Origin of the sequence: Streptomyces sp. V1I1 (genome assembly GCF_030817355.1) — a bacterium.
In the GTDB taxonomy this organism is placed as follows: Bacteria; Actinomycetota; Actinomycetes; order Streptomycetales; family Streptomycetaceae; genus Streptomyces.
In genome coordinates, this window is record NZ_JAUSZH010000001.1 from 4,482,918 (window position 1) to 4,497,806 (window position 14,889).

General features: G+C 70.7%; 13 protein-coding genes and 1 pseudogene. 7 read left to right on the forward strand and 7 right to left on the reverse strand.

The annotated features are described in order from the left end of the window. Positions 1–136: 136 nt before the first annotated feature. Positions 137–1,846 (forward strand): VCBS repeat-containing protein, encoded by a 1,710-nt coding sequence (locus tag QFZ67_RS21210; RefSeq protein WP_307662649.1) that lies wholly within the window; start codon positions 137–139, stop codon positions 1,844–1,846. A gap of 120 nt (positions 1,847–1,966) precedes the next feature. Here QFZ67_RS21210 and QFZ67_RS21215 read toward each other — a convergent pair whose 3' ends face one another. After that, entirely contained in the window at positions 1,967–3,364 is a 1,398-nt protein-coding gene (locus QFZ67_RS21215; RefSeq protein WP_307662650.1) for an FAD-binding oxidoreductase, read from the reverse strand. Positions 3,365–3,481: 117 nt separating this feature from the next. On the opposite strand from QFZ67_RS21215, the pseudogene QFZ67_RS21220 reads away from it, so the two are divergent. Then, positions 3,482–4,379, forward strand: a pseudogene (locus tag QFZ67_RS21220) (aminoglycoside phosphotransferase family protein). A 25-nt stretch (positions 4,380–4,404) separates the two neighbouring features. Continuing rightward, the gene (locus tag QFZ67_RS21225; RefSeq protein ID WP_307662651.1) at positions 4,405–4,875 is read left to right on the forward strand and encodes a GNAT family N-acetyltransferase; all 471 of its coding nucleotides are present in this window, start codon (positions 4,405–4,407) and stop codon (positions 4,873–4,875) included. A gap of 46 nt (positions 4,876–4,921) precedes the next feature. Here the strand turns inward: QFZ67_RS21225 and QFZ67_RS21230 are convergent, their stop codons facing one another. Both QFZ67_RS21230 and QFZ67_RS21235 read right to left on the reverse strand, forming a co-directional pair. Beyond that, a complete protein-coding gene (locus QFZ67_RS21230) occupies positions 4,922–5,929 on the reverse strand; it encodes a zinc-binding dehydrogenase (RefSeq protein ID WP_307662652.1) in 1,008 nt (335 codons plus the stop codon). A gap of 126 nt (positions 5,930–6,055) precedes the next feature. Next, a complete protein-coding gene (locus tag QFZ67_RS21235) occupies positions 6,056–6,553 on the reverse strand; it encodes a hypothetical protein (RefSeq protein WP_307662653.1) in 498 nt (165 codons plus the stop codon). Between the two features lie 115 nt (positions 6,554–6,668). On the opposite strand from QFZ67_RS21235, the gene QFZ67_RS21240 reads away from it, so the two are divergent. Continuing rightward, positions 6,669–8,090, forward strand: a complete 1,422-nt coding sequence (locus tag QFZ67_RS21240) for a M1 family metallopeptidase (RefSeq protein ID WP_373430078.1) — start codon at positions 6,669–6,671, stop codon at positions 8,088–8,090. Positions 8,091–8,160: 70 nt separating this feature from the next. On the opposite strand, the gene QFZ67_RS21245 is transcribed toward QFZ67_RS21240, so the two are convergent. After that, positions 8,161–8,736 carry a TerD family protein gene (locus QFZ67_RS21245; protein WP_307662654.1) on the reverse strand — a complete coding sequence of 192 codons (576 nt, stop codon included), beginning with the start codon at positions 8,734–8,736 and terminating at the stop codon, positions 8,161–8,163. Between the two features lie 181 nt (positions 8,737–8,917). Between QFZ67_RS21245 and arfB the strand changes: the two genes are divergently transcribed. Further along, on the forward strand, positions 8,918–9,346 hold the full coding sequence (arfB, locus tag QFZ67_RS21250; protein ID WP_307662655.1) for an alternative ribosome rescue aminoacyl-tRNA hydrolase ArfB: 429 nt from the start codon (positions 8,918–8,920) through the stop codon (positions 9,344–9,346). 68 nt (positions 9,347–9,414) lie between these two features. Here the strand turns inward: arfB and QFZ67_RS21255 are convergent, their stop codons facing one another. Next, positions 9,415–9,969 (reverse strand): flavin reductase family protein, encoded by a 555-nt coding sequence (locus QFZ67_RS21255; protein WP_307662656.1) that lies wholly within the window; start codon positions 9,967–9,969, stop codon positions 9,415–9,417. Positions 9,970–10,349: 380 nt separating this feature from the next. Between QFZ67_RS21255 and cdgB the strand changes: the two genes are divergently transcribed. Beyond that, entirely contained in the window at positions 10,350–11,990 is a 1,641-nt protein-coding gene (cdgB, locus tag QFZ67_RS21260) for a diguanylate cyclase CdgB (protein ID WP_307662657.1), read from the forward strand. A gap of 88 nt (positions 11,991–12,078) precedes the next feature. Further along, a complete protein-coding gene (locus QFZ67_RS21265; protein WP_307662658.1) occupies positions 12,079–13,044 on the forward strand; it encodes a CBM35 domain-containing protein in 966 nt (321 codons plus the stop codon). Here the strand turns inward: QFZ67_RS21265 and QFZ67_RS21270 are convergent. Together QFZ67_RS21270 and QFZ67_RS21275 are read right to left on the reverse strand one after the other, a co-directional pair. Continuing rightward, the gene (locus QFZ67_RS21270) at positions 13,031–13,906 is read right to left on the reverse strand and encodes a class II fructose-bisphosphate aldolase (protein WP_307662659.1); all 876 of its coding nucleotides are present in this window, start codon (positions 13,904–13,906) and stop codon (positions 13,031–13,033) included. The two genes, QFZ67_RS21265 and QFZ67_RS21270, sit on opposite strands and share 14 nt — an antisense overlap. A 54-nt stretch (positions 13,907–13,960) precedes the next feature. Next, positions 13,961–14,887 carry a 1-phosphofructokinase family hexose kinase gene (locus QFZ67_RS21275; protein ID WP_307662660.1) on the reverse strand — a complete coding sequence of 309 codons (927 nt, stop codon included), beginning with the start codon at positions 14,885–14,887 and terminating at the stop codon, positions 13,961–13,963. Positions 14,888–14,889 lie beyond the last annotated feature (2 nt).

Genomic DNA, 14,889 nt, shown 5'->3' on the forward strand with positions numbered 1-14,889 from the left:
AGGCAGTCCGTGGTGCACGGGGCCCCTGGCGGATCGCCGGGGGCCCTTGTGCTGTACGTTCCGGGAACGCCATGGGGGGATGCCTGGCGTTGCCGCGGCAGCACAGTGCCGCCTTTTCATCTTGAGGAACCGCTTCATGCGAAGACTCTTCGCCTTCGGGGGGAGCGCGGCCCTGCTGGTCGCCGCCGTCGTGGGCACGGCCGGACCGGCCGTCGCCGCGGACGAGTTCATCGGCTTCACTATCGACGACATCGTTCTGCAGCCCGGCGACGGCTGGGGCGAGCTGACTCCGACCGGCCTTGACGGCACTCCGGACGGCACGCTCGTGTTCGCCCTGAGCAAGAAGGAACTGACCGACCCGACGTGGAGCGGGGCCGGGCTGCCGGCCGGCATCACCGCGGAGGCGCAGGAGGTCTGCAAGCCTGCGGCCGGAGTCGTCGGGGTCTACACCTGCCCCATCAACGACGACAACCCCTTCCCGGGGCTGACCGTCGAGGCCGCCGCGTCCGCCGCCCACGACACGACGCTCCACTACGGCGTCGTCTACGCGGCCCGCGGGGCGGACATCAACAAGGCCGTCAAGGAGGCGCAGACGGTCGGCAGCCTTCCGGAGGACGGCCGGCACGCCGCCCGTACCGTGACCGTGAGGTCGGCCGAGCACGTCGCCCAGAACACCCTGAAACTGGACACCCCGGCGCTGCCGGCCGGTGGGTCCGTCACCCAGTCGGTGACCGTCCACGCCGTGGACAAGGGCGAGTTGGAGGTGTTCTTCGAGCCGTCCGAGGGCCAGCGCTGGTGGGAGGAGGGCGAGCTCCAGGTCGAGATCACCTCCGCCACCGGCGGTCCGACCGCGACCTGTGACCATGTGCTCGGCGACCTCGGCTACGGGGGCGTCACCTGCGCCGTCACGCCGGGCGACGTCACCGTCTCGTACACGCTGAAGGCGGCCGCCACGGCCGCGGCCTGGAAGATCGACGTCAACGCGGTCTACAACGTCTACACGTTCGGCACGGGCAACCCGGAGGCGCGCAGCACCTTCGCGGTCCAGAGCTCGCGCCCGGTCCCCACGCACCACACCCTCTTCGCCCGGGACACCGGCGGCACGCTCCACTCCTTCTCGGGCACCGGAAAGGCCACGGAGCCGTTCGGGGACTTCGCCGAGCCGATGGGCCGCGGCTGGAACGCGTACAACGCGCTGACCAAGCTCTCGCCGCTGACCGTCCAGAACACGGGCGCGGGCGTCGTCGGCCGGGACAGCACGGGTGTCCTGTGGCACTACCGCATGAGCGGCGACTACTACCCGGCCTTCGGCCCGCGGACACGCGTCGGCTCGGGCTGGGGTGTCTACAACTCGCTGACCGGCGTCGCCGATGTCATGGGTGACGGCAAGGCGGACCTGCTCGCCCGCGACGGTGCGGGTGTGCTGTGGCTGTACAAGGGCACGGGCAGCAGCTCCGCGCCGTTCGCCGCGCGTACGAAGGTAGGCAGCGGCTGGGGCGTCTACAACCAGTTCACCGGCGCTGGTGACCTGACGGGTGACGGCAGGGCGGACCTGATCGCGCGGGACGCGTCGGGCGCGCAGTGGCTGTACCAGGGCACGGGCAACGCGGCGTCCCCGTTCGCCGCCCGCACCAAGGTCGGCACCGGCTGGGGTGCGTACGCATTGCTGTCGGGCCCGGGCGACCTGACGGACGACGGCCGGGCGGACCTGATCGCGCGGGACGCGGCCGGGGTCTTCTGGCTCTACAAGGGCACGGGCAAGGCGACGGCGCCGTTCTCGGCTCGTACGAAGGTGGGTACGGGCTGGGGCGGCGTCGAGGGGCGCTCGCTGAACAGCCTGCTCTGATCCTTGTTCTGACGTACGGCCGCTGAGCAGCCGACTGGGCCCCGGACGATGCGTCCGGGGCCCTCGTGCGCTCAGTGCCGAACGCGCCCCGCTGGAGGTCTGAGGCGGCCGGGCAACTCCCTAGTGCCGGCCCGCGATCCGGTCCGCCACCCGGGCGATGCGGTCGGTCTCCGCCGTGCGCGCCCCCGCCTCGCGGCGGTCCGCCGCGCGGTAGGCCGCGTGCATGCCCTGCACGCCCAGCCAGCGCAGCGGCTCCGGCTCCCACTTGCGGACCTTGTGGTTCACCCAGGGCAGCGAGGTGAGTTCGGTGCCGCCCGCCTGGCCCGAGTCCTGCTGGATCAGGTCGCGCAGGGTCCGGGCCGCGAGGTTGGTGGTGGCCACGCCGGAGCCGACGTAGCCGCCCGCCCAGCCGAGGCCGGTGGAGCGGTCCAGGGTGACCGTGGCGCACCAGTCGCGGGGGACGCCGAGGACGCCCGACCAGGCGTGGTCGATGCGGACGCCCGCGGTGGTCGGGAAGAAGCGGACCAGGATCTCGCGGAGGGCTTCGATCGTGGCGGGCTGGGTGCGGCCGTCGTTGTCGGTCTTCGAGCCGAAGCGGTACGGGACGCCCCGGCCGCCCAGGGCGATGCGGTCGTCCGCGGTGCGCTGCGCGTACATGTAGGCGTGGGCCATGTCGCCGAGGGTCTCGTGGCCGTCCCAGCCGATGGTGTCCCAGACGGACCGGGGGAGGGGTTCCGTCGCGATCATGGAGGAGTTCATGGGGAGCCAGTCTCGCTTCTGGCCCTTGAGGTTCGCGGTGAAGCCTTCGGTGCAGCGCAGGATGTACGGGGCGCGGACCGTGCCGTACGGCGTGATGGCGTGCTTGGGCTTGATCTCCGTGACGGGCGTCGACTCGTGGATGGTGACGCCCAGTGCTTCGACGACCGCCGCCAGGCCCTTGACGAGTTTCACTGGGTGCAGGCGGGCGCCGTGCGGGGTCCAGGTGGAGGCGACGGCTCCGGTGACGCGTACGCGTTCGGCGGTCTCGCGGGCGCCGAGCAGTACGCGGTCCTTCTCGCCGAAGGCGATCTCGACGGCGTGGAAGGCCTTGAGGCGGGTCAACTGGGCGGGGGTGCGGGCGACTTCGAGTACGCCGCCCTGGTGGATGTCGGCGTCGATGCCCTCTTCCGCGGCGACGCGCACCACCTCGTCGACGGTGTCGTTCATGGCCTGCTGGAGGCGGACGGCGGCGTCGTGGCCGTGGAGCCTGGCGTAGCGCTCGCGGCCGGCGATGCCGTTGTAGAGCCAGCCGCCGTTGCGGCCGGAGGCGCCGTAGCCGCAGAACTTGCCCTCAAGGACCGTGATGTTCAAGAAGGGCACGGCCTTCTTGAGGTAGTAGGCCGTCCACAGACCGGTGTATCCGCCGCCGACGATGCAGACGTCCGCGGTGGCGTCTCCGGGGAGGGGTTCCCGGGGGACGGGGGTGCCGTCCTGCGCGTACCAGAACGATATGCCGCCGTTGACGGTGCTGGTGCTCATGATGTCCCTGCTGCTTGATCCGGCCGCCACTGTGCGCCTGTTGTGGCGGGAGGGTACTCGTAGGCCCTTTCATGGTCGTACCCAGGACCGGTCTCCGCACGGTCGTAGGATCCGGGCGTGATCGACATTCCGGAAGAACTGACGGCCACGCAGATCAAGTACGGCGGTGAGGCGGGCCGTGCTTTCCTCGCCGCGCTGCCGGAGCGTGCCGCCGACTTCCTGGACCGCTGGGAGCTGCGGCAGACCGGCCGCCCCATGCACGGCTGGTGCGCGCTCGTCCTGCCGGTGGAGCGCGCGGACGGTATGCCCGCCGCCCTCAAGCTCCAGGCCGTCGACGAGGAGAGCGAGGGGGAGCCGCTCGCGCTGCGGACCTGGGACGGGGACGGGGCCGTACGGCTGCTGGAGTACGAGCAGCAGACCGGCACACTGCTGCTGGAGCGGCTGGACTCATCGCGTCATCTGTCCGTCGTGGCCGAGAGCCGGGAGGCGGTGCGGATCCTCGCCGAGCTGCTGGCCCGGCTGACGTCCGTACCGGCGCCGGACGGGCTGCGGCGGCTCGGTGACATCGCGGCCCGGATGCTCGACGGCGTGCCGCGCGCGCTGACAGCCCTCGCGGACGAGGACGAGCGGCGGCTGCTGAGGGACTGCGCGGCGGCGGTACGGGAGGTCGCCGACGAGCCCGGCGACCGGCTGCTGCACTGGGATCTGCACTACGACAACGTGCTGGCCGCTGCACCCCGGATCCGCGCGTGAGCCATGGCTCGCCATCGACCCCAAGCCGCTCGCCGGCGATCCGGGCTTCGATCTGCTGCCCGCCCTCGGCAACCGCTTCGACCCGGCGGAAGTCCTGTGGCGCTTCGATCTGATGACGGAGGTGCTGGGCCTCGACCGCGAGACGGCGCGGGCCTGGACGCTCGGGCGCGTTCTGCAGAACAGCCTGTGGGACGTGAAGGGCGGAGAGACCCGTCTCCAGGAGCAACAGGTGTCCATCGGTCGGAAGCTGCTGGCACGGTAGCCGGGTCGGCATCCATCCTGGCCACATGATTCGTCACGCCACACCCGCCGATGTCCCCGAGATCCACCGCATGATCCGCGAACTCGCCGAGTACGAGAAGGCCCTGGAAGAGGCAAGGGCGAGCGAGGAGCAGCTGCACGAGGCGCTGTTCGGCGAGCGGCCCGCCGCCTTCGCGCATATCGCGGAGACGGCGGAAGGGGAGATCGCGGGCTACTCGCTCTGGTTCCTCAACTTCTCGACGTGGCGCGGGGTGCACGGCATCTATCTGGAGGATCTGTACGTACGGCCGGTGCTGCGCGGCGGCGGATACGGCAAGGCGCTGCTGGCCGAGCTGGCGCGGATCTGTGTGGAGCGCGGTTACGAGCGTCTGGAGTGGTCCGTGCTGAACTGGAACACCCCGTCGATCGACTTCTACCGCGCACTGGGTGCGGAGCCGCAGGACGAGTGGACGGTCTACCGGCTGACCGACGGGGCGCTCACCAAGCTCGGTTCATAGCGTTCTCGGTTCATAGCGTTTACGGGGTTCATTGCGTCTACGGGATTCATGGCGTTTGCGGGATCAGGACGACTTTGCCCATCGTGCCCCTGGTCTCCAGTGCGCGGTGGGCCTCGGCCGCCTCGGCGAGCGGGAAGCGCTGCACGGCGGGGCGCAGCCGGCCCGACGCGGCCTCGGCGAGGGACCGCTCTTCCAGTGTGCGTACGTCGCCGCCCGCCTTCTCGATCATCACCGGGCCGAGCACGCCCTCGGAGGTGATGCCGCGCTCCGCCAGCTCCTCGTCCGTGAAGGTCAGCGGCGCACCGTCGTGCAGGCCCTCGCCCGACCAGCCGAAGACGATGTGCTTGCCGCCCTTGCCGAGGAGGTCGACGGCGGTGTGGGCGGTCGCCCCGCCCACCGAGTCGAACACGACGGTCGCGCGGCGCTCGCCGAGGTAGCCGCGGACCTGGTCGGGCCAGTGTGCCTCCCTGTAGTCGACGGCCAGGTCGGCGCCGTTCTCGACGACCCGGGAGACCTTGGCGGGGCCGCCCGCGAGGCCGATGACGAGGGCGCCGGCGTTTTTCGCGTACTGCACGAGGAGCGTGCCGATGCCGCCGGCCGCGGCCGGGACGATAGCGATGTCGTCGGGGCCGAGGTCGGTGAACTGCAGGATGCCCATCGTCGTACGGCCCGTCCCGATCATCGCGACGGCCTCGGCCTCGTCGAGGTTGCCCGGGATCTCGTGCAGCCGGGCGGCGTCGGAGACGGCGAGCTCCGCGTAGCCTCCGGGGGCCATGCCGAGGTGGACGACAACCCGCTTGCCGAGCCAGCCCGGGTCGGTCCCGTCACCGAGCGACTCGACCATGCCCGCGACCTCGCGGCCGGGGATGGTGGGCAGCTCGACGGGGGCGGGGTAGGGGCCGGTCATGCCCTCGCGCAGGGCGGTGTCGAGGAGATGGACGCCGGACGCGGCGACGGCGATCCGCACCTGGCCGGGGCCGGGGACGGGGTCTTCGGTCCGCTCGTAGCGAAGGTTCTCGGCGGGGCCGAAGGCGTGGAGGCGGATGGCGTGCATGGCGGGCTCCTCTGAGCAGACTCGTGAGCTGACTCGGTGGCTACGGGCAACACCCTTCAACCTCAAGCCCGCTTGAGGTCAAGAGCCGCTGTTGTCCCCTGTCCGCCTTGCCGTCTGGCCGCCGTGCTACAGGCGCGGGAAGCGGGCCTGTAGGTCCCAGACGACGGGGTTGTCGTCGAGCCCTTCGTGCATGTCGGACAGATCCGCGATCAGATCGTGCAGGAAGTCGCGGGCCTCGCGGCGCAGCTCGGCGTGGCTGAAGGTGAGGGGCGGCTCGTCGCCCGGCATCCAGTCGGCCTCCACATCGACCCAGCCGAAGCGCCGCTCGAAGAGCATCCGGTCGGCGGACTCGGTGAAGTCCAGCTCGGCGTACTGGGGTTTCGCGGCGCGGCTGCCGAGCGGGTCGCGGTCGAGCTGCTCGACGATGTCGCACAACGCCCAGGCGAAGTCGAGCACCGGCACCCATCCCCAGGCTGTGGAGACCTCGCGGTCCTCTTTGGTGTCGGCGAGATAGACGTCCCCGCAGAACAGGTCGTGCCGCAGCGCCTGGACGTCCGCGCGGCGGTAGTCGGTCTGCGGGGGGTCGGGGAAGCGACGGGAGAGGGAGTAGCCGATGTCGAGCACGGGGTGATGGTGTCATGGGGGGCGCCCCACCCCGAGCCCGCCCGCCCCTGCCCGCCCGCCCCGCCGGGCTACGGCAGCAATCGCTGCTGACACCCGCCCCCGTAGGATCAACTGCGTGGATCAGCGAACTCGCTTACGCACCCTGACGCTGCGCACCCTGACGCCCGCCGTCGCCCTGCTCCTCCTCGCGGGTTGTACCGACGGCGGCGCCGCCGTGCACGGCAAGCCGGGCGCATCAGGCGTACGCGACCCGCTCTTCCGCGATCTCGGCAACGGCGGTTACGACGTCCAGCACTACGCCCTGAACCTCGACTACGAGCCGAAGACCGGCCGCCTCAAGGGCACCGCCGAGATCACCGCCCGCGCCACCCAGGACCTGAGCGCCTTCAATCTCGACCTCCACGAGCTGACCGTCGACAGCGCCACCGTCGACGGCAAGAAGGCCGCCGCCAACCAGGCGGGCGACGAGCTGACGCTGCGCCCGCACCGCGACATCGACAAGGGCAAGACCTTCCGTACCGTCGTCCGCTACTCCGGAGAGCCGCAGAAGATCGTCAACGAGGGCGGCGACGAGGAGGACGGCGACGTGGAAGGCTGGCTGAAGACCGCGGACGGCACGCTCGCGGTCGGCGAGCCCACCGGGTCGATGGCGTGGTTCCCCAGTAACAACCACCCGAGCGACAAGGCCGCGTACGACATCACGGTCACCGTCCCCGAGCGGCTGAAGGCCATCTCCAACGGGGAGTTGATGAGCGAGCGCACGACCGGCGGCCGCACCACCTTCGCCTGGAAGTCGAAGGAGCCGATGGCCAGTTACCTCGCCACGCTCGCCATCGGCGCGTACGACGTGAAGCGCTCCCTCACGCCCTCCGGCCTCTCCGTCCTCACCGCCGTCGACCCGGCTGTGGCCGACGAGAGCGCGGACCTGCTCGCCCGCATCCCCGAGATCATGAAGTGGGCTACGGAGAACTTCGGTCGGTACCCCTTCTCCTCCATCGGCGCGATCGTCGTCCCGACGAACGAGATCAAGTACGCCCTGGAGACCCAGACCAGGCCCGTCTTCCCGGCGGAACAATTCGACGTCGGGACGCTCGTCCACGAGATCGCGCACCAGTGGTACGGCAACTCCGTGACGCCCGCGTCCTGGAAGGACATGTGGCTCAACGAGGGCTTGGCCACGTACGCGGAGTGGATCTGGGCGGAGGACTTCGAGGACACCCCGGCCCAGGAAAGCTTCGAGGAGGCCTTCGCCGACGAGGACAACTGGGCTTTCCCGCCTGCTGATCCGCCGTCAGCCGCCGAGGTCTCCGACCCGCCGGTGTACTGGCGGGGCGCGATGGTCATCCACAAGATCCGCCAGACGGTGGGCGAGGACATGTTCTACAAGATCTTGCGGGGCTGGGCGACGGCGCACCGGCACGGCAACGCCTCGACCGCCGACTTCACCGCGTACGTGGAGGAGCAGTCCGGCAAGGACCTGAGGAGGGCGGTGTGGGACACCTGGCTGTACGGCAAGGACAAGCCGGCGCGGCCGTAGCCGAGAGCGCGCGGGGAGCGCAGGGAGCCCCCGGCCGCGGCCGGGGGCTCCCTGAACACCGCGGTGAACGTCAGAGGTTGACGCCGAAGTCGCGGGCGATGCCCTCCAGCCCCGAGGCGTAACCCTGGCCGACCGCGCGGAACTTCCACTCGGCGCCGTTGCGGTAGAGCTCGCCGAAGACCATCGCGGTCTCGGTGGCGGCGTCCTCGCTCAGGTCGTAGCGCGCGAGCTCGGTGCCGCCGGCCTGGTTGACGATGCGGATGTAGGCGTTGCGCACCTGGCCGAAGTTCTGGCTGCGGCTGACGGCGTCGTAGATCGAGACCGGGAAGACGATCTTGTCGACGTCGGCCGGCAGACCCGCCAGGTTGACGTTGATCTGCTCGTCGTCGCCGCCGCCCTCGCCGGTGCGGTTGTCACCGGTGTGGACGATGGTCTGGTCGGGCGTCGCCTTGTTGTTGAAGAAGACGAAGTGGGCGTCGGAGGCGACCTTGCCACCGGGGTTGACGCCGATGGCGGAGGCGTCGAGGTCGAAGTCGGTGCCGGTGGTGGTGCGGACGTCCCAGCCAAGGCCGACCGTGACGGCGGTCAGGCCCGGTGCCTCCTTGGTGAGCGAGACGTTGCCGCCCTTGGACAGGCTTACTGCCATTGGGAAGTCCCCTTCGTGGTGGTGTGCGGGCTTCGAGCACTCCCGAAGCTACCGTCACCCGTCATAACGCAGGCAGGGGACTGCCAGGTTCCACCCGCCTTTCTTTATTTGCCGTGCTCGTCCTTGCCGAGTCGCGGAAAAGCGGGTGACGCGAACGGCGCGGGCACGCGACCATGGAGGCATGTCCGGGCCCTACATCATCCGCGGTTCGGTCTCCCTGCCGGAGGCCGAGCTCATGTGGCGTTTCTCGCGGTCGTCGGGACCGGGTGGCCAGCACGTCAACACCAGCGACTCGCAGGTGGAGCTCCGCTTCGACCTCGCGAAGACCGAGGCGCTTCCGCAGGTCTGGAAGGACCGCGCGCTGGAGCGGCTCGCGGGCCGGCTGGTCGGCGGGGTGATCGCCGTACGTGCGTCGGAGCACCGCTCGCAGTGGCGCAACCGCGAGACGGCGGCGGTCCGCCTGGCGACGCTGCTCGCAGAGGCGACGGCGCCGCCACCGCGACCCCGACGGGCGACGAAGATCCCGCGCGGCATCAATGAGCGCCGCCTGCGCGAGAAGAAGCAACGCGCAGAAACGAAACGGGGTCGCACGGGCCGCGCCTGGGACTAGGAAACCTGGGCCTAGGAAACCTGGGACTAGGAATGGGACTGGGAAGGGGTGGGTCGGGGGAAAGCCCCTCAGCCCAACTGGTGGTACCGGCCACGGAAATACAGCAGCGGCCCCCCGTCCCCGCTCGGCAGCGACGCCGCCAGCACCCGGCCGATCACCAGTGTGTGGTCGCCCGCCTCGATCCGTTGTTCCGTACTGCATTCCAGCGTCGCCAGCGCGCCCCGGACCAACAGCGCTCCGCTCACCTCGCCCCGTGTGTACGGGATGTCCTCGAACAGCAGCCGGTCGCTGACCCGTCCCTTCATCGCGAACCGCCCGGCGACGTGCCGCTGGCTCTCCGAGAGCACCGACACCCCCCACAGCGGCTGCTCAGCGAGCAGGTCGTCCATGCGCGAGCCGTTGCGCAGGCTCACCAGCACCAGCGGGGGGTCCAGCGACACCGACATGAACGCGGTGGCGGTCATGCCGACGTCCTCGCCGCGCGGGCCGTCGTCGGGGTCGTGCGCGGTCACCAGCACCACACCCGCGGCCAGCCGGGACATGGCGGCGCGGAACTCCTCGTTGCTCACCCCCTCAGCATGGGGGATGGCATCAGTGGCGGAAGTAGAGGTCGTCTGCAACACACGAGAACGCTAACCTCGGCCGCCCGGCCCCGCATCGGCCCAGGGGACCAGCCAAGTCCTAGGACCGGCGCAGGACCTGGACGGGACGGCGCGGGACCGATAGACGACGGCGCCGGACCGATACAGGACCGGCGCGAAAACGGCGCACGCCGGGCGCATGACCGGCGTACCCGGATTTGCTTTCAAGAAAGACATGGAGCGCTCCAACCCCGCGCTCGCAACCCTTCATCATCTGATGTGACTTGAGTCACAGAGTGCAGTAATTGTTGACCCTGTGTACCGAGTGGACAGCTCGCTGTGATTCAGTGGCCGTGATACCGAAACATGAAAGCCGATGAGAACCCTGGAGTTTGCTGTCGAGGTCTCGGGGAGAGCGAGCGATGGAGACCGAGTCGGAGCCCTACGTCCGTCTTGCGACCCTGCGGCAGCTGCACCAGGTCGTCGCGGACCTCAACACGGCCCGGAGCTTGGCCGACACTCTGCAGACCGTCGCCGACGGCATCGTCGCAGGACTCGGCTACGAACTGGCCTGCGTCAATCTCGTACGCCCCGACGGTGACCTCGTCGTTGCCGCGTTCGCCGGCAGCGCCGCCGCGGAAGCCCTGATCACCGGACGGGTCGGCTCGCGCCCCTCCTGGGAGCGGCGGCTGTCCATGGGTGAGGCCTGGGGCGAGCTCCGCTTCATCCCGCACACCGAGGGCTGGGTGCTCATAGAGGACGACGTCCCGCAGTGGCACACCGAAGGCCCCGATCCCCGCTTCGAGGACGAGTGGCACCCGCAGGACCGGCTGTACGCCCCCATGTACGCATCGGGTGGCGGTCGAGAGCTCCTCGGCGTCATCTCCGTCGACCGGCCGCGCAATGGACGACGCCCCGGACCCTGGGGCCAGGAAGCGCTCCAGATGTACGCGTCGCAGGCGGCCATTGCGATCAGCAACGCCCGGTTGAGAGCAAACATGCAGCGCGCCCTGGTCAGACTCGAGCGCGAGCAGCAGGCCCTGCGCGCCAGCGAGGAGTCCTTCCGGCAGGCCTTCGAATACGCGCCGAGCGGCATGGCCATCGCCGAGATGGGCGGCGACCAGCACGGCCGGCTGCTGCGCACCAATGACGCCCTGTGCCGGCTGCTCGGCCGCCCGGCGGCCGCGATGCGCCGGTACTCCTTCGCCGATCTCGTCCACCCCGAGGACGTCGGCACCCTGCTGCGTACGTCCGCGGAGGGCGGCCGCGCCGAGCTGCGTCTCGGCCGCCGGGACGGTACGTACATCTGGGTCTCGCTGCGTAACTCCGTCGTCGCCGACACCGCGGACGGGCCGCGTTTTCTGCTCACCCATGTCGAGGACATAGAGGAGCGCAAGCGCCACGAGCTGCAGCTCGCCCACCGCGCCTCGCACGACTCGCTCACCGGCCTGCCCAACAGCGCGGAGCTGCGCGCCCGGCTCAGCTCCCGGCTGTGCGAGCGGCCGCACGCGGCGCGGGAGACGGCCATCGAGGCGCTCGACGCCGCTTACGAGTCCGACACGGAGCACATCTTCGGCGGTGACGGCTTCGATTTCGAGACGACGGGCGTGCCGTACGACCACCATGTGCACGCGGTCGCGCCCGACAGCGAGATCGACGACGGGACGAAGGGGCTCGCGGTCCTCTTCTGCGACCTGGACGGCTTCAAGTCGATCAACGACCGGTTCGGGCACCAGACGGGTGACGCGGTGCTGGTCGAGGTCGCGCGCCGGCTCACCACCCTCGTACGCGACAACGACACCGTCGCCCGGCTCGGAGGTGACGAGTTCGTCGTCCTCGCCGACGGCCTGGGCGCGGCGGACGCCGCCGACCTGGCCGTTCGCCTGCGGAACGCGATCATCTTGCCGATCCGGGTCGGCGGCAGGGGGGTTCGCGTCGGGGCGAGCTTCGGGATCGGCTGGGCGAGCTGCGGGATGTCCGTGGAAGAGGTCCTGCAATCGGCTGACCAGCGGATGTACATCGAGAAGCGGTCCCGGGCGAAGGTGCACCGGCGGGCCGGCTGAGGGCAACGACACCCTCTGGGTTACTCCGAACCGGGTAGGCTCGCCCGCGTCGGCGATGTGCTGACGACATGGTAAGGAGTGACTAGGGATGACGGCCGGTAACAACGGCGCGAGCACGCCCGAGGACGACGATCCGTTCGGCTACCTGTACGAGGACGGACGGGCAGCGGGCGCGACACCGCCCGGCCAGGGCCGCGGCTACGGCTATCCGGGTCCGGCCGCGCAGCCCGGGGTCCCCAGAACCTCGTACAACCAGGTACGGACGGTCGGCGAGCGCCAGTACGGCCAGGTGCCGCAGCAGGCGTACGCACCGCAGGGCCAGCCGACCGCGCAGTACGCGGCGCCCGAGACCTACCCCGGCGGCGCCCCCACCCGCCAGACCGTGCCCCAGCAGCAAGGCAACGGCCACGGTGGCGGCCACGGTGGCGGCCGCAGCGGCGGCCCCAACACCAAGGGCCTGCTGATCGGCGCGATCGCGGTGGTCGCGGTCGTGGTGATCGCCATCGGCGTGGCGCTGATGACGGCCGGCGGCGAGGACGACAAGGCGGGCGACCGGTCGGGCGGGAACGGCGGCGCGACGGCGGGCCAGTCCGTGAAGCCGAGCGATGAGCCGTCCGCCTCGGAGGACGTGCAGGAGCCGCTGCCGAAGCAGGATGCGGCGACATTGCAGCTCGGAGCCCCTGCCGCGCTTGCGAAGGACATCGAGGGTGCGGAGGGTTCGGGCGGTGCGTTTGTGACCGGCTTCAACTCGGTGGGCGCCTCGGTCACTTGGAAGGCGAAGGTCACGTCGCCCGGCGCGTACAAGCTGTATGTGCGCTACGCCATCCCGGCGCAGGACGCCAACGCCACGCTGACCATCAACGGCAAGGCGAACAGCAACCCGCTGGGGCTGAAGAACTTCATCAAGTCCACGGACCCGGCCTGGGACAAGAACTGGCAGACCACGTGGGCGCCGGTCACCTTGAAGCAGGGCGAGAACGAGATCAAGATTTCCTGCGAGCAGGGCAACCAGTGCAACGCCATTCTCGACTGGCTCGAGGTCAGGAACGGCTGATCACGTTCTGATCCGTTCGGATCGTCCGCAGGAAACCCGCCACCGTCCCGGCCATCGCTTCGCGAGCCGGGACGAGGTATTTCCGGGGGTCCACCGTCGACGGGTTGGCCTCCAGGAAGGCCCGGACCGCGCCCGTGAACGCCGTGTTGAGCGCCGTGCCGACGTTGATCTTGACCATGCCGGCGGCGACCGCGCGGCGGATCTCCTCGTCCGGGACGCCGGAGGAGCCGTGCAGGACCAGGGGAACCGGGACCGCGTCCCGCAGGTCGGTGATCAGGGTGTGGTCCAGGGACGCCGTGCGCTGCGTCATCGCGTGGGACGAGCCGACCGCTACGGCCAGCGCGTCCACGCCCGTGTCGGCGACGTAGGCCGCGGCCTCGGACGGGGCGGTGCGGACGCCCGGGGCGTGGGCGTCGAGCGGGGGCTCGCCCTCCTTGCCGCCGACCTTGCCGAGCTCCGCCTCGATCCAGATGCCGCGCTCGTGGCCCCAGCGCACCGCGTCCGCCGTGGCCTTGACGTTCTCGTCGTACGGCAGCTTCGAGGCGTCGAACATCACCGAGCTGAAGCCCTCGTCGGCCGCCGCCCGCAGCAGGTCCGCGGAGACGACATGGTCGAGGTGGAGGGCGAGCGGGGCGGTGGATGCGCGGGCGACGGCGGATGCGGCTGCGGCGATAGCGGAGAGCTTTCCGCCGTGGAACTTCACCGCGTTCTCGGATATCTGCAGGATCGCGGGCGCGCCGGCCTGCTCGGCCCCGGCGGCGATCGCCTCCGCGTGCTCCAGCGTGATGACGTTGAAGGCGGCTATGCCGCGGCTGCCTGCCGCTGCGGCCGAGACGAGTTCACCAGTGCTGACAAGCGGCATGGTGCCCCCCAATTCCCGGACAGCTGGGCCCGATTGTGCGCTCGCGGTGGGCTTTCACGCCGCGGCCACGCGCTCTGTCACCGCTATGCGTGGCAGCAGGTCCTTGTACGCCACGGCGTCGAACTCGCCCGCCGCCGGGGCCAGCACGGTCGCCGCGGACAGGGCGACGGCACGGGCCAGCCGGTCCGGCCACGGCAGCCGCTCCACGAGCCCGGAGAGCAGCCCGGCGACCGCCGAGTCGCCCGCGCCCGTCGGATTGCCCTTCACCGGGGCGGGCGGGATCGCCTGCCAGACGCCTTCGGGGGTGGCCGCGAGCACGCCGTCCGGGCCGAGCGAGGCGACCACCGTGTGCGCGCCGCGGCGGCGGGCGTCGCGGGCGGCGCGCAGCGGCTCGCGGGAGCCGGTGAGCTGGGCGAGCTCGTCTGCGTTCGGCTTGACCAGGTCGGGGCGGGCGGCGATGCCGCGGCGCAGCGGTTCGCCGCTGGTGTCGAGGAGCACGGGGACGTCCGCGGCGCGGGCCAGGCGGATCAGTTGGGCGTACGCGCCCACATGGATGCCCGGCGGCAGGCTGCCGCACAGGGCGACGGCCCGGGCCTCTCGCAGGAGGGAGTCGTACGAGGAGAGGAACGTGGCCCATTCGGCGGGGCTGACCGTGGGGCCCGCCTCGTTCAGCTGGGTGGTGTCGCCGCTCGCGTCGTCCACGACGGCGAGCGTGCGGCGCGTGGTCCCGGCGATCGGGACGAGCGCGTCGTGCGGCGTGAGCGGGGCCAGCAGATCGCGCAGTACGGCTCCGACGGGACCGCCCACGAAGCCGGTGATGACGCTCTCGTGGCCCAGCGCGGCCAGCACGCGGGCGACGTTGAGGCCCTTGCCACCGGGGCGTTCGCGGACCTCCCCGACGCGGTGGCTGGCGTGCGGGGTCAGCGCGGGGACCGAATACGTGATGTCCAGGGCGGTGTTGAGCGTGACCGTCAGAATCACCC